The sequence below is a fragment of the Staphylococcus sp. FW104-15G4D genome (assembly GCF_058790135.1).
The window spans coordinates 21,075-39,111 of sequence record NZ_JBYTCH010000006.1; the positions used below are offsets into that span (position 1 = coordinate 21,075).

The following is an 18,037-nucleotide window of genomic DNA, read 5'->3' on the forward strand; positions in this document are numbered from 1 at the left end:
TTGCTTGCAAGTGTTTATTTGTCCGTAAATTCACGAACGAATGTATTATACACGTTGTTAGTTAATTCGTCAAACGCATTTGTAACCTTTAGTCAAATAATACACTTACAGATTCTCGTTCATAAACACGGATAATCGCTTTACCGATTAATCCTGCTACAGAAAGTTCTTTAGTATTAGATGGTTTTCTACTGTCCTCTAATTGAATAGAATTTGAAACGATCAATTCTTTAATTGCAGAGTTTTCAATACGTTCTTTAGCTGGACCTGATAATACAGGGTGCGTACAACAAGCATAAACTTCTTTAGCACCTTTATCTTTAAGTGCTTGCGCGGCTAATGTAATTGTTCCAGCAGTATCGATAATATCATCAATAATAATTGCTGTGCGTCCTTCAATCTCACCAACAATATTCATGACTTCTGCTACATTTGGTTTTGGACGACGTTTATCGATAATTGCAATTGGAGTTTTTAAAATGTCTGCTAATTTACGTGCGCGTGTTACACCACCATGGTCTGGTGAAACAACAACACATTCTTCTGGATTGATATTAGGGTCATTTTCAAAATGTTGAGCAAGGATAGGTACACCCATTAAGTGGTCGATTGGGATATCGAAGAATCCTTGAATTTGAGGTGCATGTAAATCAAGAGCAATCATACGATTGGCACCTGCTGTTTCAATAAGATTTGCAACTAATTTAGCTGTAATCGGTTCACGGCTTCGCGCTTTTCTATCTTGACGTGCATAACCATAGTAAGGAACTACGATGTTAATATTAGCTGCCGAAGCACGTTTACATGCGTCAATCATAATAAGTAACTCCATTAAATGAAGGTTTACAGGATATGAAGTTGGTTGAATAATAAACACATCACAACCACGGATACTTTCTTCGATGTTAATTTGAATTTCTCCGTCACTAAAACGTTTTACTGAACATTTCCCTAGTTCAATCCCTACATGATCTGCTACTTCTTGTGCTAAAGGTTCATTACCTTTGAGCGAAAAGATCTTTAATGATGAATTCTTATATTCATTATTTAACATTTATAGTCCTCCAATTATTTACTTACACTGTTTATTATATAGAAAATAGAACTTTTTTACTATGTTACAAGTTAAATCAAAATAATTTCTATTGCTAATTCATTTCCACTTTAATCTAACAACATGTTGTTTTTTTAATTAACTATTTTTTCAAATAGCCTTCTTTATTCACTTGTCTAGCGCGCGCGATGGCTAAGCTATCTTCAGGTATATCATCTGTAATTGTTGAACCAGCTGCAATAAGGGTGTGATCATTTACTGTTACAGGGGCTATGAGGTTAGTATTACAACCAATAAACGCATCGTTACCTACAATCGTTTTAAATTTATTTACCCCATCGTAATTAACAGTTATAGAACCACAGCCAATGTTTGTTCTTTCACCAATTTCAGCATCACCAATATAGCTAAGATGTGAAACTTTTGCGCCATCTTTGAGATCTGATTTCTTAACTTCAACAAAGTTGCCAACTTTTACATCTGCGCCAAGATTTGAGCCAGGTCTTAACTGAGCAAATGGCCCAACTTTTGTTTTTTCTCCTACAACTGAATCGTTAATGACAGATTGTTTGATGTTAGCATTCGAACGAATTGTACTATTATTAATTTCAGAATATTGACCAACTAATACGTCTTCACCGATAATCGTACGGCCACCAATACGTACACCTGGTTCTATTGTTGTGTCAGCACCTATTTCTACATCAGGACCGATAAATGTTGAATCTGGGTCAATAATAGTTACGCCATTTCTCATATGGTAATGATTAATACGTTTTTGTAGAGCTTTTTCAGCCTGACTTAACATAACTCTATCGTTGACACCCATGATTTCGTCAAAATCATCTGTATGGTACACTTCTGCCTTACCACCATCGTCTAAAATAAGCGATAAAACATCAGGTAAATAATATTCACCTTGAACGTTATCATTTTTGACTTGTGCTAATTTATCAAATAGCTCTTTATTATCAAAAGCAAAAATACCAGAACTAATTTCCTTAATCGCACGTTCGTTTTCATTTGCGTCTTTTTCTTCAACAATTCGTTCTAATTGATGGTTGGAATCTCTTACAATTCGACCATATCCGTACGGTTGTTGAGTTGATGCAGATAATACAGTTACTTGTGCTTCTGTACTTTCGTGTTGGTCGATAAGTGATTCTAACGTCTTAGATGTGATTAACGGCGTATCACCACACACAACTAAAGTTGTCCCCTCTTTATCTTCCAAATGTTCATATGCCATCTTTACAGCATGTGCTGTTCCAAGTTGTTCCTCTTGAAAACTGTATAATGATTGATCGCCTAAAGTTTCTTTGACACTTTCTGCGCCGTGTCCAACGATAGTTACAATTTGATTAACTCCAGATTGTTTAACATTGTTGAGAACATGTTCAATCATTGACTTGCCAGCAACTTCATGAAGCACTTTATATTTTTTAGATTTCATTCTTGTGCCTTTACCTGCTGCCAAAATAATCGCATGTCTTTGCATGAATGCTAACCCTCCATTAAAATTTACACTTCATAATTATTATAATTTAACAACTAATAGACTTTCAACTTTTAAAAGTTTTTGTTAACTAATCGTTAATTTTTTATAAACAACTTAAATTATGTAAATATCGGGCGACAATGAGTTGTTGTCATAAAAAATGGTCAACGCTCCGACATTTGAAACGTTGACCATTTTTTATACTTTAATTTTATATTTTTTAATTAAGCTTCGTCTGATTCTTCATTGTCTGAAGTCGCATTTTTATCCGGAATGACTTCATCAGTTTCATCATATACTTTCATTACAGCATCTTGAATTTCTTGACGCATATCAGAGTTGATTGGATGCGCAATGTCGCGGAATTCACCATCTGGTGTACGTTTACTTGGCATAGCAACGAATAAACCTGAGTTTCCTTCAATTACACGTAAGTCATGGATTACAAATGCTTCATCAAGTGTAATGGAAACAAGAGCTTTCATTCTGCCATCAGTTTGTATTTTTCTAAGTCTTACATCTGTCACTTTCATGTAGTGAGCCCCCCTAGTATATCTTTATATTAATTAGAAGCTTGACAATATTTTTTAAAAGAAAATTATTATTCCTTAACTTTACCTATCAATTCAATTTCCACCTTCACGTCTTTAGGTAAACGTGCTACCTCAACACAGCTACGTGCAGGTTGATATTTGCCGAAATAATCTCCATAGATTTCATTAATTTTTTGGAAATTATTCATATCAGAAATAAAAATTGTTGCTTTCACAACTGAATCTAAATCAGAACCAGCTTCTTGAAGTACTACAGTTAAATTTTCTAAAACTTGCTTCGTTTGTTCTTGTACATCATCGCTAACGATATTTCCATCAAGTGTTAATGGAATTTGACCTGATGTAAAGACTAAGTCATTAACTACTGTAGCATGTGAATATGGTCCTAATGCTTCTGGTGCTTTGTTTGTGTTTACTGTTTTCATGTTGTATAAATGCTCCTTTTCTAAGAAAATTTAGACAAGCTGTTGCCTGGCTCTACTTTAAATTCCTGATTATATTCATCGACATCTGATAATCTGACTAAGGAAGTATAATCTTCAATCAATCTTTGTTTAACTTCTTTTGATTCTACAAGTACTGATACCCCTTTTACGTGAGCTTTAAACTCGTTCATTAAATTCATAACTCCATTTATAGAGCCTCCAGCTCTCATAAAATCGTCTACTACGAGGACATTGGAATTCTCAGCTAAAGTACGTTTTGATAACACCATAGTTTCTATCTTTCTTGATGATCCAGAAACATAGTTAATGGAAACAGTAGAACCTTCAGTTACCTTATTGTCTTTTCTAATAACCACTACAGGTAAATTTAATACGTTTGCTACTGCATTAGCAAGCGATATACCTTTAGTGGCAATTGTCACGACAGCATCTAGTTGCTCTTCCATATAAATACTTGCAATCAACTTACCTACTTTATTCAATAAAGTAGGGTTGCCAACTAAATCTGATAAGAATAAATAGCCTCCAGGCAACAATCGTTCTTTTTCTTGTAAATGCGTAATGACTTCGTTAACAACCTCAGTCGCTTCAGCCTTACTCATCATTGGTTTATAAGTCACACCACCACTTGCACCAGCAGTTGTAATAACCGTACCCAACTGTTCTTTTTGAAAAGTGTTTTTAATGATTTGAACATCTTCACTTATAGAAGATTTCGCTTGTTTAAATTTTTTAACGAAAAAAGTGAGGGGTATTAATTTATTCGGATGATTCATAAGGTATTGAGTCATAAACACAATACGTTCGCTTCTTTTATATCTCATTTTTTCAAACCCTTCTATCCTAATAATCTTACTAAATATACTTCGTTGCAACATCCGTTAACTGAATTATAAATGTTTTTAGCTTGTCGCTCTTTTTGAGCTAAACCATATACCGTTGGACCACTCCCGCTCATTAATGCACCATCAGCACCGCATTGTAACATGTTATCTTTCAGCTTTTTTATTTCTGGATGCATTGATATCGAAATAGGCTCTAAACGGTTAGATAAGCTCTCACATAATTGATAGTAATTGTTTGTTTTTAAAGCCTGTTTGCACATATCGTTATTTACAACATGCTTTTCGTTTAAGTTTAGTGCTTTAAATACATCTGGAGAGGATATTCCTAAATCTGGTTTAGCCAAAACTACCCATGCAGAAGGTGGTTTATCTAAAAATGTCACACATTCACCTCGACCAGTACATACTGCAGTCTTATTATAAATACAAAACGGGATATCCGTCCCAATTTGTATACCTAGTGCCGATAATTCATCTAATGATTTACCTAACTCAAACAAACGATTCATACCTCTCATCGTTGCTGCCGCATCCGCAGAACCACCAGCTAATCCAGCCGAAACTGGTATATCTTTATCAATAGTAATTGTAACGCCCTCTTTAATATTATACGTATCAACCATCAATTGCGCCGCTCTATATGCAAGGTTCTTGTGATCATTAGGCACATAATTATGTTCAATATCTACAACAATCTTTTTATCTTTGCGTTTTTGAAAAGATAATCGATCGTTTAAATCAATCGTAGTCATAATCATTTCTATTTCATGATAACCATCATCTCTTTTGAAAAGGGTATCGAGCGTAAAATTTATTTTGGCAGGTGCCGTTTCATATATCATTTTTCCGCCCTCTCTTCGAATTATTAATAAGATGATTTTAACATAAAGGTCTTAAATATTTGATAGATTACCTTCAATTTTTCGTAAAATCTTAATGAAATACATTTTAAAAAGTAATAATATACGTTTTTTGATTTTTTAAAATATAAATTTTTATACGAGCCGTATTTGAAAAGTCCTGAGTAACTATGACTCAAACTTTACGAGGACCTTATACCAAAAAAAGAGTATTGAACTTTTCGCCCAATACTCACCTTAATAAATATAATATAAAACTGTGAAGTTTAGAGTAATCAATCACTCTTATGTGTTTATAATTAGTGTGCAACTGCTTCTTGATGATTATCTTCTTCAAATGAAACTTGTACGTTCTCTGTAAGCACATCAGTGTATGTATAAGATACGCGTTCAAAGTTGTGTTTATCTTGATCTAACTCGACAATGAATACTGAAGGATATGTTTCTTTTAAAACACCTGAGCGTTCAATTGTCTTTTTGCGTCCACCATTGGCTTTAAGTACAATACGATTTCCTAAATGACAATCAATAGAATTTTTGATGTCCAAAATTGATTTTGGCATATTGCCCCACCTCGCTACAAGTTACATAATACCATATTCAGAGCGTTTTCGTCAAATAAAATTTAAATTTTATCAAGGTAAATGACCTTTGTCAACATATTAATTTTCTAATTCTGGGAATTTTTTCTTTTCCTCATATAAATTAGCAAAATCTTGTATTGTAAGCGTTTCACCACGTCGTTTTGGATCAATTTCTGCACTTTCCAACCAATTTAATATTGACGCTTTATGCTTTTTACCATCTTTAAAAAAGTTTTGGTAGTTATTATTAATTGTTTTACGTCGTTGTGCAAATGCAGCTTTAGCTAATTTAAAAAACGCTTCTTCATTATCAACTTGTACTAAAGGTTCTTCACGTTGCATCAGTTTTACTACAATAGAATCAACATTTGGAGGTGGCATAAACACCGATTTAGGCACTGTCAGAACTTTACTTGTCTCTGTATAATATTGAGCAACTATTGAAAGTGAACCATATGCTTTAGTACCTACAGTTGCATTAAGACGTTCACCAACTTCTTTTTGCATCATTACCACATAGCCATCTATAGGTATATCTTGTTGCATTAAATTTAATAATATAGGCGTAGTAATATAATAAGGTAAATTTGCCACAACCATGATTTTTTCACAATCACTTAGGTGTGTATGAACTGCTTTACTAATATTTGCTTTTAATATATCTTCATTAATAATTGTCACATTATCATATGGAGCAAGAGTATCCTCAAGAACTGGAATTAATCTTTGGTCTATTTCAAAAGACATCACTTTTTTAGCATTTTTAGCAAGCTGTTCAGTCAATGATCCCATACCAGGACCAACTTCAATTACGCCCGTAGTATCATCTATTTGACTCGCATCAATAATTTTATTAATTATATTTACATCAACTAAGAAGTTTTGGCCCAAACTTTTTTTAAAGTTAAAACCGTATTGGTCTAATAAAGCTCGCGTACGAGATGGTGTAGCTATATCTTTATGTTCCATTTATTTCTCCCTTCTTTCATCATCAAGTAATGCCTCTCTTACATCTTGTTCTGTATAACCAAATGCGTTAAGTTTTTTTAGCAATTGTTTGCCATTTGAGTGACCAATATGTAGTTTTTGTCCTAATATCTCTCTACGACGTCTTGCATCCTTACCAATAATAAGCCCTAAATCAATAAGTACACTCTTATCAATAGTTTCTTCTGCTTCTTCTAATGGAGAGCTCACATGCATTAAAGCTTCACGAATATCTTTAACGTTTGCATGCTCAATGCCAATTTTACCTCTTTTGTTTTTAGCTTTTTCTCTATCTAAGTAAGCATGTTTCACACCTGGTACATAATCACGTATTGTATGCCGAATTTTATCACCTGGGAAATCAGGGTCAGTCAGTACAATAACACCTCTAGTTTCTTGAGCGTGACGTATAACATTTAGTGTATCCTGATTGATTGCACTACCATTCGTTTCAATTGTATCGCATTCTACAGCAGTTTTAACACGTTCAGTATCATCCCTACCTTCTACAACGATAAATTCATTAATCTTCATATTTATACCTTCCAAGTCTATGACATTTAACTTTATTTTATATAAATAATTCTAATTATTAAAACATGAGCTACTTGAATCTTTAATATCACTATACCGGCACTCTTAAATTTATAAAAAATGAGAAAGATGTCTCATACTTTTAAAAGTGTGATGATATTCATCCTTTCAAAGTCGGACACCTTTCCCACTATAATTATTATTAGTTCAATTTAAATAAACGTTCTGCATTTTCAGTCGTTTGTCGACAAACTTCCTCATAGGACATATCTCGTAAATCAGCAATTTGTTGTGCAACTAAAGTCACACGTTCTGGTTCATTTCGTTTACCTCTATAAGGATGTGGAGATAAATATGGTGCATCAGTTTCACATAACAAACGATCCATAGGTACATGTTGTGCCACTTCTTTAGGCTGTTTGGCATTTTTGAAAGTAACTGGACCACCAAGAGAAACATAGAAATTCAACTTGTTTATGACAACATCCGCAATTTCAGGCGAAGCGCTAAAACTGTGCATGATGCCACCGACTTCTTCGGCATGTTCCTCCATTAAAATGTCAACACAGTCTTGAGTTGCTTCACGATTGTGAATAATTATAGGTAATTTCACACGTTTAGCTAGGGCAATTTGCTTTCTAAATACTTCTTTTTGAACATCAGCAGGAGATTTATCCCAATGATAGTCTAAGCCCATTTCTCCGATACCAATAATCTTAGGATGCTTAGACAGGCTTTCAATCCACTCTAATCGTTCTTCTGTACAATCTATAGCATCGACAGGATGCCAACCGATAATTCCATAAATAAATTCATATTTATCTATGAGTTCCATAGTGCGTTCTATAGTAGGTGTATCAAATCCTACTACGAACATTCTATCTACGCCTGCTTCTTGCGCGCGAGATATCACTTCATTTAAATCTTCATCATATTGTTCATCATTTAAATGTACATGTGTATCGATTAACATCATTATCTCTCCTATCTTTAAACAATATTATTTAATGACTGCACCGTTTGGAATTGCACTTGGTAAACTTACTAATGTCAGTACCCCATCTTTCTCTGCTGATAAAATCATACCTTCAGATTTTTGTCCCATTAATTTAGCAGGTTTTAAATTGGTAACTACAGCAACTTTTTTACCAATAATATCTTCAGGTTTATAGAATTTTGCTATTCCAGATACGATTTGACGTTGTTCGTTGTCTAAATCAATTTGAATTTTCAATAATTTATCTGATTTTTTAACATTTTCAGCATCAGTAATTGTTGCAGCTTTAATTTCAACTTTATCAAAGTCTTTAATATCAATTTGTTCTTTACTTGGCACTTCCTCTTTTTCTTCAGATTTAGGTAGTTGCATAGATTCTTTAATATAAGCTATTTCCGCTTCCGTATCTAATCTTGGGAAAATAGGTGCTGGCTTTTCAGTAACTAAGATTGGTTCAGTAAGTGCACCGTAGCTCTCAAGACTTTCTAATTGCGATAATTTAGGGTCATTCATGTTAAGTTGTTTGAAAACCTCTCTTGGTGCATGTGTTAAGAATGGTTGCAGTAAAACAGCTGCAAAACGAATGTTCTCAACTAGATGTGCCATTACATTACCAAGCATGTCACGTTGATCCTCATCTTTAGCTAATACCCATGGTTGAGTTTCATCAATATATTTATTCGTACGGCTAATAAATTTCCAAACCGTTGATAATGCTATAGAGAACTGTAAACTTTCCATATTTTCATTAAAGTTTTTAACTGTTTCAAGTGCCATCGCTTCCATATCTTCATCAAGTTCATGTTTAGGACCTTGATATGCTGGTAACTCACCTTGGAAATATTTATTAATCATTGAAATTGTACGATTAACTAAGTTACCTAGGTCATTCGCTAAATCATAATTCGTGCGTTCAACGAAAGCTTCTGGAGTGAATACTCCATCTGAACCAAATGGTAACTCACGCATTAAGTAATAACGCGTAGCATCTAGACCATAGCGGTCAATTAATACATTAGGATCAACAACATTACCTTTAGATTTACTCATTTTACCGTCTTTCATTAAAATCCAACCATGCGCGAAGACTTTCTTAGGTAGCGGTAAGTCTAAAGCCATTAATAATATCGGCCAAATAATAGAGTGGAAACGTACGATTTCCTTAGCCATTAAATGGATATCTGCAGGCCAATATTTATTGAAAAGTTCTTCATCATCTGATAAATAGCCTAAAGAAGAAATATAGTTTACAAGCGCATCAATCCAAACGTATACAACATGTTTAGGATTTGATGGTACACGAACTCCCCAGTCAAATGATGTACGAGATACAGCTAAATCTTCTAATCCAGGTTTGATAAAGTTATTAATCATTTCATTTTTTCTAGATGGAGGTTGGATGAAATCTGGATTTTCATCATAAAACTCTAATAAACGATCTGTATATTTATTAATATTAAAGAAATAACTTTCTTCTTTAACAAGTTCAACTTCATGTCCGGAATCTGGACTTTTACCCCCTACAATTTCCCCATTTTCATAAACTGGGTCAACAAGTTGTGATTCTGTATAATAAGTTTCATCAGGAACTGAATACCAACCTTCGTATTCTCCTAAATAAATATCACCTTGTTTAAGTAGGCGTTCAAACACTTTTTCAACAACTTGCTTATGACGTTCTTCAGTTGTACGAATAAAATCATCATTTGAAATTTCGAGTTTATCCCATAAACTTTTAATTCCGGCAATCATTTCATCTAAATATTCTAATTCAGTTTTACCAGCTTTTTGAGCTTTTTCTTGAATTTTTTGGCCATGTTCATCTGTACCTGTTAAATAACGAACATCATACCCTTGCATTCTTTTATAGCGCGCAATAACGTCGCCTGCGACAGTAGAGTATGCATGACCGATGTGTAAGTTCCCACTTGGATAATAAATTGGGGTAGTTATATAAAATGTATCTTTAGCCATCACTGGTCCTCCTCATTAATTACATAATAAATGATATCTAAATTTATTTTTCTTTTCAATGAAGTAGCGCACTACTATGTATCAACTTTCACATTCTCTCATCATTTGAAAATGAATTGTCATCATCTTTACTACAATACCATAAAATCGGTGTTTTATGGTGGCTTTCACGTGAATTCATCACTAATTAAATACATGTAGAACTTAATAATTTTTATTCTACATCATGATATATATTGTATACTTCTCCAGTTTTCATTCCACGATCTAGCGCTACTGACTTAATTGCTTTCTTCGGTTTTAATTGATCTCTTTCAATATAATATTCAACATGTTCTTTAATACTCAATTCCTCAAACCATGAGTGATTGACTAAAGGACGTGCGCCTTCAATTAGAATCACAAATTCACCTTTTAGTGGAATGTCACCACTTTGAATCATTTCTAGCATGTGCTCAACTGGTAAAGTCATAAGTTGCTCAAATCTTTTAGTCAGTTCTCTGCCTATAGCTATTTTTCTCATATTATCAACTTTAGCTATTGCTTTAAGTGTGTCAGTAACACGATGTGGAGATTCATATAAAATCAAAGTACTATATTGATACATTCTCTCTTGCAATACATCTAATTTTTCTTTCTCTTTTCTAGGTAAAAAGCCTAAAAATGTATATGTAAAAGAAGGAAGACCACTTGCCATTAGTGCTGTTAAACCTGCATTAGGTCCAGGGATTGTTTCTACATTTATATTCTGGTTACGTGCTTCAACAACTAACTCATATCCTGGATCACTTATAAGCGGTAATCCCGCATCTGAAACTAAAGCTATATTTAAACCAGAAATGAGTTGCTCAATTAAATACTCTGTTTGTTGTTCTTTGTTATGTTCATGGTACGATTTTAAAGGCGTTTCAATCTCGTAATGGTTACATAACTTTCGTGTCACTCTAGTATCTTCACATGCAATCATATCTACATTTTTTAATGTGTCTACCGCACGAAACGTTATATCAGCTAGATTTCCTATAGGCGTTCCTACTAAAAATAAAGTTGCCATGTTACCCCTCCTCAATCATTTTTAATTTTTTCTTTCTAGAAAATGTTTTAATTTCATACTCTCTTTTTAACGCTTCAGATTTTGTCCCATACATTTCTTGATAAACTAACTCTACCGGACGTCTTATTTTAGTATATTTAGCACCTTTACCTTCATTATGTTTTGCAACACGCGCATTCACGTCTTTCGCATAACCAGTATACAAACTGCCATCCATACATTTAACTATATAAACAAAATGTCTATCCATAATATATGCCTTTCATTTCATCACTATATGTACCATCTTGATTGTAAATATAAAAAGGTTGCTGTATATCTAGTCCTTGTTTCCCACCTTTTCGTCCCTCAACTACAATCGTTTGTGCTGATTTATTAGCTTTACTGTATACAAAAGTGAGTTTCTTAGGTTCAATTTTACCATTTCTCATTTCAGTTAAGACATCCATAAGCCTATCCGCACGATGTACGACGATAAATCGTCCACCTTCCTTAAGCAAATGCCGTGCAGCTTTAACGCAATCAGTGAAATCACACATTACCTCATGACGTGCTATTTTATGCGCTTCTTTTTGATGTTGATTCAGTTGATTCACTTTAAAATAAGGTGGGTTACATGTGACTAAAGTATATTGAGAAGGTTTGAAGGTGTCATATACATTGTTCAAATCCATCAGATACATTGTAAGTCTCTCATCTAAGCTATTGTGTACAAAACTGCGACGAGCCATTTCTACTAATTGGTCTTGAATTTCAATGGCTTCTATCTTTTGATTGCACTTTGCGGCTAATAGCAAAGGTATAACTCCGTTTCCAGAACATAAGTCCATGATTCGATCGTTCTTTCTAACTTCAGTCAAATGTCCTAATAACAGTGCATCTGTTGAAAAAGAAAACACATCATCATTTTGAATAATCTCATACCCCTCTTTAATTAAACAATCTAATCTCTCATTTTCTTTAAGCATACTTTTACTCCTAAAAAAAGGATGTCATTATAGCATGATTTTCTTTTCATACATATAATACACCCTTAAATTTAATCATATCGACCTTTCAAAACATTAATCACTTAATACATTTAAACACAGTAGGCAATCTTCTCCGTGTCTGTGTTTTCCAAACAATTCGCCTTTACATATATGAAATCCTTCTCGATATAACATAGCTAAATTATCTTTACTTGGAGAAGGCGTTTTAACGTGCTTTGAATGACTTCTTTCTTCATTGTTAGATTCTGACTGCTCGTCTTTCTCCATCAATCTTTTTAGATTATCATTTTCAACTTGCAACGCCACATTCTCTTCAACAAGTTCAACAGCTAAATCTTTGAGTTCAGTCATATCGTTCGTTAATTGTCCTACATTTCGTTCAAGTCGCATTAATCTCTCGAATAATTCATTTCTATTCAAAGGTCGCTAAACCTCCTTAGTTAAACGCTTCAATTTCTTCCATTTTGTACTCTAATGGTTGTTCAAGTCCTTCTATTTTTACTTGCATTGAAATATCTAAAATATTTAAACCTATAACTTTTCCACTTCCATCAGGAGTTTGAACTAACTCACCAACATCGGGCAACTGTGCTCTTGCTTCTTCGTAATAATCATTTTCATATTTCAAACAACACATTAACCGCCCACATGCTCCTGAAATTTTAGTTGGATTCAATGATAGGTTTTGATCCTTAGCCATTTTAATAGATACAGGTTCAAAGTCACCTAAAAATGTTGAACAACAAAGCGAACGACCGCATGGCCCAATACCGCCTAATAACTTCGCTTCATCTCTTACGCCAATTTGTCGTAATTCAATTCTTGTTTTTAAATTTTGTGCCAATACCTTAACTAATTTTCGAAAATCAATACGGTCATCAGCAGTAAAATTGAAAATAACCTTCGACTTATCTAGTGTGTATTCACAATTTACTAAACGCATATCCAAATTTTGTTCCTTTACCACTCTCTTACAAAGTTCTAAAGCCTGTTTTGCGTCGCGCTCATTATTATAATATTGTTCTTCATCTTCTTCATTGACTACTCGAATAATTTCCTTTAAAGGTAAAGTGACATCTTCATTAGCGACATCTTTCGGCGGGAATTTTACAATACCTATTTCAATGCCTCGTTTAGACTCAACGACCACCCAATCGCCAACGTTCACATTTAGTTGGTTAGGCGCATAATATTCCAATTTCCCTGCTTTTTGAAACTGAACACCTACAACATTTGGCATCTCATCTCACACCTCTTATTACTATTTGTTCAAATACGAGTGTTGGATTAACGTTTTGATTTAATTTCTTATGAGCTTCGGTCAGTTGGTCATACATCAGAGTCATTTGATTAAACGTTAAACTTTCCGCGTATTTTTTCATTTCCACACTCAAATCACTATATATAAAATGATTATCTATATTTACTTTTGCATGCATCATGTCTTCAAAAAAACCATTTACTGCTGCTAATGTTAACAATTGTAATTTGCGATTCTTAGCCTGTTTAAGCAAATCAATAATACCAATCATCGCCATTGGTTTATTAGATAAAATAAGTTCACACCAACGAATAACTGACTTTCTTAAAGCAGTTAAATCATATTCTTCATTCAATGCTATTGCTGTCTCAACTTGAGTTGTGTATGTACTTATCATTTCAGCAACAGGTTTAGTTAGTGATGCTTCAACCAATCGCTCAATAAACTGTTTTCTATCAATTGGCTTAAAATAAACATGTTGACACCTAGAATGTATCGTATCCAAGATTTGTTCTGGTTTAGTCGATAATAAAATCGCGATTGTATTCTCTGGTGGTTCTTCTAAAAATTTTAGTATACTATTTTCACCTTGAACAGTTAATTTTTCAAAATCTTCGATAATATACACTTTATAGCGTCCTTCAATCGGCAATTGATTCATATAGTGTACGAGTCTTTCTATTTGTTCTTTCTTAATCGTGTTCTCATCAGAAGAAACATACATAAAATCAGGATGATTAAATGTATCAACTTTCAGTTCGCACTGGCTATCCTCTGCACACAAAATCAACTTAGCAAAGTTAATAGCTACATGTTTCATAGTTTGAGCATCGTCACCCTCAAATAAATAAGCGTGTGATAACTTATTCGAATGATATGCATGAGCTAACTGTTGTTGTTCATCCATGATTGACGACTCCTTCTTAATTTCTTATATAAAAAAAGACTACTCAAAAATTAGCTTGAGATTGTAGACATCTTACTCCAATCAAATTTAACAATGCGAACAGTAATCCTTTACATTAATTCATATAATAACGAATTTCAATGCTATAACTCAAAGGATAAACCATGTTTTGAATGAATATGACCTCAATCCTAAGCTACATTTCAAAGCAGCCCAACATTGTAATTAAAATAATTACTATTTCATAACTGAATTGATTCCAGTACAGTCGCTATTAATCAACTCTTCAACTTACATACACTTGATTTAACGACCATTTATTTCTATTTAAAATTGGTGAAAGGCCTCGATTGGCATAACAAATACTGTTGCTCCACCTACTTCAACTTCAACTGGATATGGAATATATGAATCAGCACTACCACCCATTGGAGTAATTGGAGAAACAAGTTGTTCTCTATTACCACAAGTGTTATCAATAACCGTTAATAGTTCTTCAACACGTTCATCATTAACACCACATAAGAATGTAGTATTACCGGCTCTTAAAAATCCGCCTGTAGTAGCCAATTTAGTTGCTCTAAAATTATTTTTTACGAGTTGGTCTGAAAGTTCTTGACTATCTTGATCTTGGACGATCGCTATAATCATCTTCATTTTATAACACCTCTTATTAATATTATATCACATATTTTTTAAATATTTGATGATAGATTGGTAAGCTTCCTCAACAACATTTTCCAAATCCTGATCCGCATTTACTTTAACAAAACGTTCAGGATCGCTATCGATGACTCTCTGATAACCTTCAATCACTTTCTCATGAAACGCCTTATCTTCCTGATCTAAACGGTTTTGATTACGTTGATTTTTAAGGATACGTTGATGTCCTACTTCAGCACTTACATCTAAATAAATAGTTAAGTCAGGATACAATCCATTTATTGCAAATTCATTTAAAGTTTTCACTTCTTCAATACCTATACCCCTTGCATATCCTTGATAAGCTAAAGAACTATCAATATATCTATCACATAGTACAATTTTATCTTTTTTTAATGCCGGGATAACTTTTTCAACAAGGTGCTCACGTCTTGAGGCTGCAAACAACATCGCCTCAGTACGAATATCCATGTTATTTCCCTCTAATACAACTCTACGTATTTCTTCTCCTGTAGGAACTCCACCAGGTTCACGAGTTGTAATAACATCCATATCTGTAGCTAATTTTTGACTTACTTTCGATATTACAGAGGTTTTTCCTGCTCCTTCAGGCCCTTCAAACGTTATAAAAGCTGACATTTTATTCATCCTTAACTAAAATATTTTGATCTTTCAAACCTTCAACTTTTATTCCGAGGTTTGAATAATGTTGTAATAATTTTATCATATGTGTCGTGATAACTTCTCCTCTAAACATTACTGGTATTCCAGGAGGATATGGCACAATATGCTGTGCTAAAACTTCACCTTCCGCTTGATGAATTGCTATCTCTTTTACTTTTGGAAAATGAACTGCCCTATACTCACTCGATGCTAGCATCAAATTCATTTTTTTAGGAGCATGTTCAGCTCGTTCAGGAATCTCCATTTCATTTATTGTTTTAATTAATAATTCAAACGGAAATACGTCATTTTCATGCCAAAGTGGTAATACTAGCAAAATTTGATGCTCATCAACTAATTCAACAAAAATATTATGATCTTCGAACCAACGTTGTATATCATACCCTTCAAAACCATCATAACTAACGACTAATTTAACAGCATCGTCGGGTTCACCAATGTTGAATCCTTTCTTTTTTAATACTTTTATAAAATGTTTTCTCTTTTCAAAGAATAACTCACTTTTAAATTCATTATAGAATTCTTGAGCATATTCCAAACTTGACATAACTAAATATGAAGGACTTGAAGTTTGAAAATAAGATAAATACTCTATTACTTGTGAACGTAAAGGCGCATCTTTATGTATAAATAAAACTGAGCCCATGGTTAAAGCTGGTAACGTTTTATGATAAGACTGAACCACATAATCCGCACCATAATTCATAGACGAAATCGGAAAACCTTCGAGATCAAAATGTGCGCCATGCGCTTCATCTACTAATACTGGAATGCCATTATCATGTAATTTATTAATGAAATTTCCAATATTAAATGTTTCTCCGTAATAATTCGGATATGTACAAATACCTAGCTTATAATCCTCAATCACATCTTCTAGTATTGGTTCTACATATTGACATGTTAGGTTACTTTGATGCATAGCTGTAAAAGTAGCTTGTGCTTGTGCTTTTGCTAAGTCTAAACCATGGAAAACTGATTTATGAACATTTCTACTAATAAGATATCGTCCCTTTTCCTCTGAAAATGCCTGTATCACAGAGAGTATCCCTGAAGTAGTCCCATTAATAAGCAAAAATGCATCATAATCATTGTGTTTTTTAAAATGAGACATACTTTCTAAAATGATATCTTCTGGTTGATGCATATCATCAAGTCCCGTGATTTCTGTCATATCCATATTAATTTTTAGTTGATTTAAATTTCCTATAGTCATGTTCTTATGTCCTGGAACATGCATTGAAATAACTTTATTATCAATTAACTCTTCAAGTTTATTTGTTATAGGTTTTTCCATCTTATCCACTCTTTTCTATTCTCCCAATGCAACACTTCTACCTAATATGAGATAAATCATCGTCATGTTGATTAACCCAATTTCTCTTTAATAATCCCATCACATAACAATCTCTATACTCTCCACGTGTATAGAAATGTTCCTTTAATGTACCTTCAATCTCGAAATTATTACTTTTATAAATGTGAACAGCTTTTTCATTTTTAATGTCTACATATAAATATACTTTATTCATATTTAATACTAAAAATGCATAATCAATTGCCATTTTGAAAGCTTTTTTAGCATAACCACGATTCGCAAATTGAGGATCTATAATAATTAAAACTTCACAAGTACGATGTATAAAATTGATTTCTAATAACTCTACTACACCGATAGATACCTCATCTTCTTCAATGATAAATCGTCGCTCAGATTCATCTAAAATATGCTTTTTATAAAGATTTTCTAATTCACTAAGTGATTGATAAGGTTCTTCAAACCAATATGACATAATTGAATATTCATTATTTAAATGATGTACGAAAGGTAAATCCGTTTCCTCTAAAGCTCTTATAATCATATTAATGCTCCTCAAAAATTTACTCATTTACTACTAGTGTATTAAAAAAGCATAAATTTCTCTAATACTTCACTAATACTAGAAAAATTTATGCTCGTTCTTTCTTTGAAATAATTGATCTTTACTCTTTTAAATCTCTTTATTTCCGCAAAAAAAGACCTTACGGTCTCGATTCGACTCATCGCATCCATACGATTTATTTGCCTGGCAATTGGTTCTTAATGGCTTTGGCCATTAAGTAAGTAAAATTAAGTATTAAAAATACTTATTTTACTTTAGAA

At 33.2% G+C, this 18,037-nt stretch carries 21 protein-coding genes; all 21 read right to left on the minus strand.

Going from position 1 to position 18,037, the window contains the following annotated elements; all coding sequences use genetic code 11:
• Positions 1–88: 88 nt before the first annotated feature.
• The 21 genes from AC3WQX_RS11580 to AC3WQX_RS11680 all read right to left on the minus strand — a co-directional run bounded on the left by AC3WQX_RS11580 (position 89) and on the right by AC3WQX_RS11680 (position 17,756).
• Positions 89–1,054, minus strand: coding sequence for a ribose-phosphate diphosphokinase (locus AC3WQX_RS11580; RefSeq protein ID WP_002436814.1), 966 nt, complete (start codon positions 1,052–1,054; stop codon positions 89–91).
• A gap of 142 nt (positions 1,055–1,196) precedes the next feature.
• Positions 1,197–2,552: a bifunctional UDP-N-acetylglucosamine diphosphorylase/glucosamine-1-phosphate N-acetyltransferase GlmU gene (gene glmU, locus AC3WQX_RS11585; protein WP_023350809.1), complete on the minus strand. Its 1,356-nt coding sequence runs from the start codon at positions 2,550–2,552 to the stop codon at positions 1,197–1,199.
• Between the two features lie 224 nt (positions 2,553–2,776).
• Entirely contained in the window at positions 2,777–3,085 is a 309-nt protein-coding gene (gene spoVG / locus AC3WQX_RS11590) for a septation regulator SpoVG (RefSeq protein WP_001832195.1), read from the minus strand.
• A 68-nt stretch (positions 3,086–3,153) separates the two neighbouring features.
• Complete coding sequence (locus tag AC3WQX_RS11595; RefSeq protein ID WP_002436792.1) at positions 3,154–3,531, minus strand: RidA family protein; 378 nt, start codon at positions 3,529–3,531, stop codon at positions 3,154–3,156.
• 20 nt (positions 3,532–3,551) lie between these two features.
• Complete coding sequence (gene purR / locus AC3WQX_RS11600) at positions 3,552–4,376, minus strand: pur operon repressor (RefSeq protein ID WP_002436794.1); 825 nt, start codon at positions 4,374–4,376, stop codon at positions 3,552–3,554.
• A gap of 14 nt (positions 4,377–4,390) precedes the next feature.
• The gene (ispE, locus tag AC3WQX_RS11605) at positions 4,391–5,239 is read right to left on the minus strand and encodes a 4-(cytidine 5'-diphospho)-2-C-methyl-D-erythritol kinase (protein WP_002436768.1); all 849 of its coding nucleotides are present in this window, start codon (positions 5,237–5,239) and stop codon (positions 4,391–4,393) included.
• 317 nt (positions 5,240–5,556) lie between these two features.
• Entirely contained in the window at positions 5,557–5,820 is a 264-nt protein-coding gene (gene veg / locus AC3WQX_RS11610) for a biofilm formation stimulator Veg (RefSeq protein WP_001832193.1), read from the minus strand.
• Between the two features lie 99 nt (positions 5,821–5,919).
• A complete protein-coding gene (rsmA, locus tag AC3WQX_RS11615) occupies positions 5,920–6,810 on the minus strand; it encodes a 16S rRNA (adenine(1518)-N(6)/adenine(1519)-N(6))-dimethyltransferase RsmA (RefSeq protein ID WP_002436766.1) in 891 nt (296 codons plus the stop codon).
• Complete coding sequence (gene rnmV, locus AC3WQX_RS11620) at positions 6,811–7,362, minus strand: ribonuclease M5 (protein WP_002452453.1); 552 nt, start codon at positions 7,360–7,362, stop codon at positions 6,811–6,813.
• Positions 7,363–7,564: 202 nt separating this feature from the next.
• Complete coding sequence (locus AC3WQX_RS11625; RefSeq protein WP_037560620.1) at positions 7,565–8,335, minus strand: TatD family hydrolase; 771 nt, start codon at positions 8,333–8,335, stop codon at positions 7,565–7,567.
• A gap of 27 nt (positions 8,336–8,362) precedes the next feature.
• Positions 8,363–10,333: a methionine--tRNA ligase gene (gene metG / locus AC3WQX_RS11630; protein WP_492740269.1), complete on the minus strand. Its 1,971-nt coding sequence runs from the start codon at positions 10,331–10,333 to the stop codon at positions 8,363–8,365.
• A gap of 214 nt (positions 10,334–10,547) precedes the next feature.
• A complete protein-coding gene (gene rsmI, locus AC3WQX_RS11635) occupies positions 10,548–11,387 on the minus strand; it encodes a 16S rRNA (cytidine(1402)-2'-O)-methyltransferase (protein ID WP_023350812.1) in 840 nt (279 codons plus the stop codon).
• A 1-nt stretch (position 11,388) separates the two neighbouring features.
• Positions 11,389–11,637, minus strand: coding sequence for a GIY-YIG nuclease family protein (locus AC3WQX_RS11640; protein WP_002436834.1), 249 nt, complete (start codon positions 11,635–11,637; stop codon positions 11,389–11,391).
• Positions 11,630–12,355 carry a tRNA1(Val) (adenine(37)-N6)-methyltransferase gene (locus tag AC3WQX_RS11645; protein ID WP_023350813.1) on the minus strand — a complete coding sequence of 242 codons (726 nt, stop codon included), beginning with the start codon at positions 12,353–12,355 and terminating at the stop codon, positions 11,630–11,632. Before AC3WQX_RS11645 ends, AC3WQX_RS11640 begins: the two co-directional genes overlap by 8 nt.
• 96 nt (positions 12,356–12,451) lie before the next feature.
• Complete coding sequence (gene yabA / locus AC3WQX_RS11650; protein WP_002436812.1) at positions 12,452–12,799, minus strand: DNA replication initiation control protein YabA; 348 nt, start codon at positions 12,797–12,799, stop codon at positions 12,452–12,454.
• Between the two features lie 16 nt (positions 12,800–12,815).
• Positions 12,816–13,619: a PSP1 domain-containing protein gene (locus tag AC3WQX_RS11655; protein ID WP_002452448.1), complete on the minus strand. Its 804-nt coding sequence runs from the start codon at positions 13,617–13,619 to the stop codon at positions 12,816–12,818.
• Position 13,620: 1 nt separating this feature from the next.
• The gene (locus AC3WQX_RS11660; protein WP_002436832.1) at positions 13,621–14,547 is read right to left on the minus strand and encodes a DNA polymerase III subunit; all 927 of its coding nucleotides are present in this window, start codon (positions 14,545–14,547) and stop codon (positions 13,621–13,623) included.
• A 327-nt stretch (positions 14,548–14,874) separates the two neighbouring features.
• Entirely contained in the window at positions 14,875–15,204 is a 330-nt protein-coding gene (gene darA / locus AC3WQX_RS11665; RefSeq protein WP_002452447.1) for a cyclic di-AMP receptor DarA, read from the minus strand.
• A 27-nt stretch (positions 15,205–15,231) separates the two neighbouring features.
• On the minus strand, positions 15,232–15,849 hold the full coding sequence (gene tmk, locus AC3WQX_RS11670; RefSeq protein ID WP_002436838.1) for a dTMP kinase: 618 nt from the start codon (positions 15,847–15,849) through the stop codon (positions 15,232–15,234).
• A 1-nt stretch (position 15,850) separates the two neighbouring features.
• The gene (locus tag AC3WQX_RS11675; RefSeq protein WP_023350814.1) at positions 15,851–17,191 is read right to left on the minus strand and encodes an aminotransferase class I/II-fold pyridoxal phosphate-dependent enzyme; all 1,341 of its coding nucleotides are present in this window, start codon (positions 17,189–17,191) and stop codon (positions 15,851–15,853) included.
• Positions 17,192–17,228: 37 nt separating this feature from the next.
• Positions 17,229–17,756, minus strand: coding sequence for a GNAT family N-acetyltransferase (locus tag AC3WQX_RS11680; RefSeq protein WP_002436836.1), 528 nt, complete (start codon positions 17,754–17,756; stop codon positions 17,229–17,231).
• Positions 17,757–18,037: the final 281 nt, after the last annotated feature.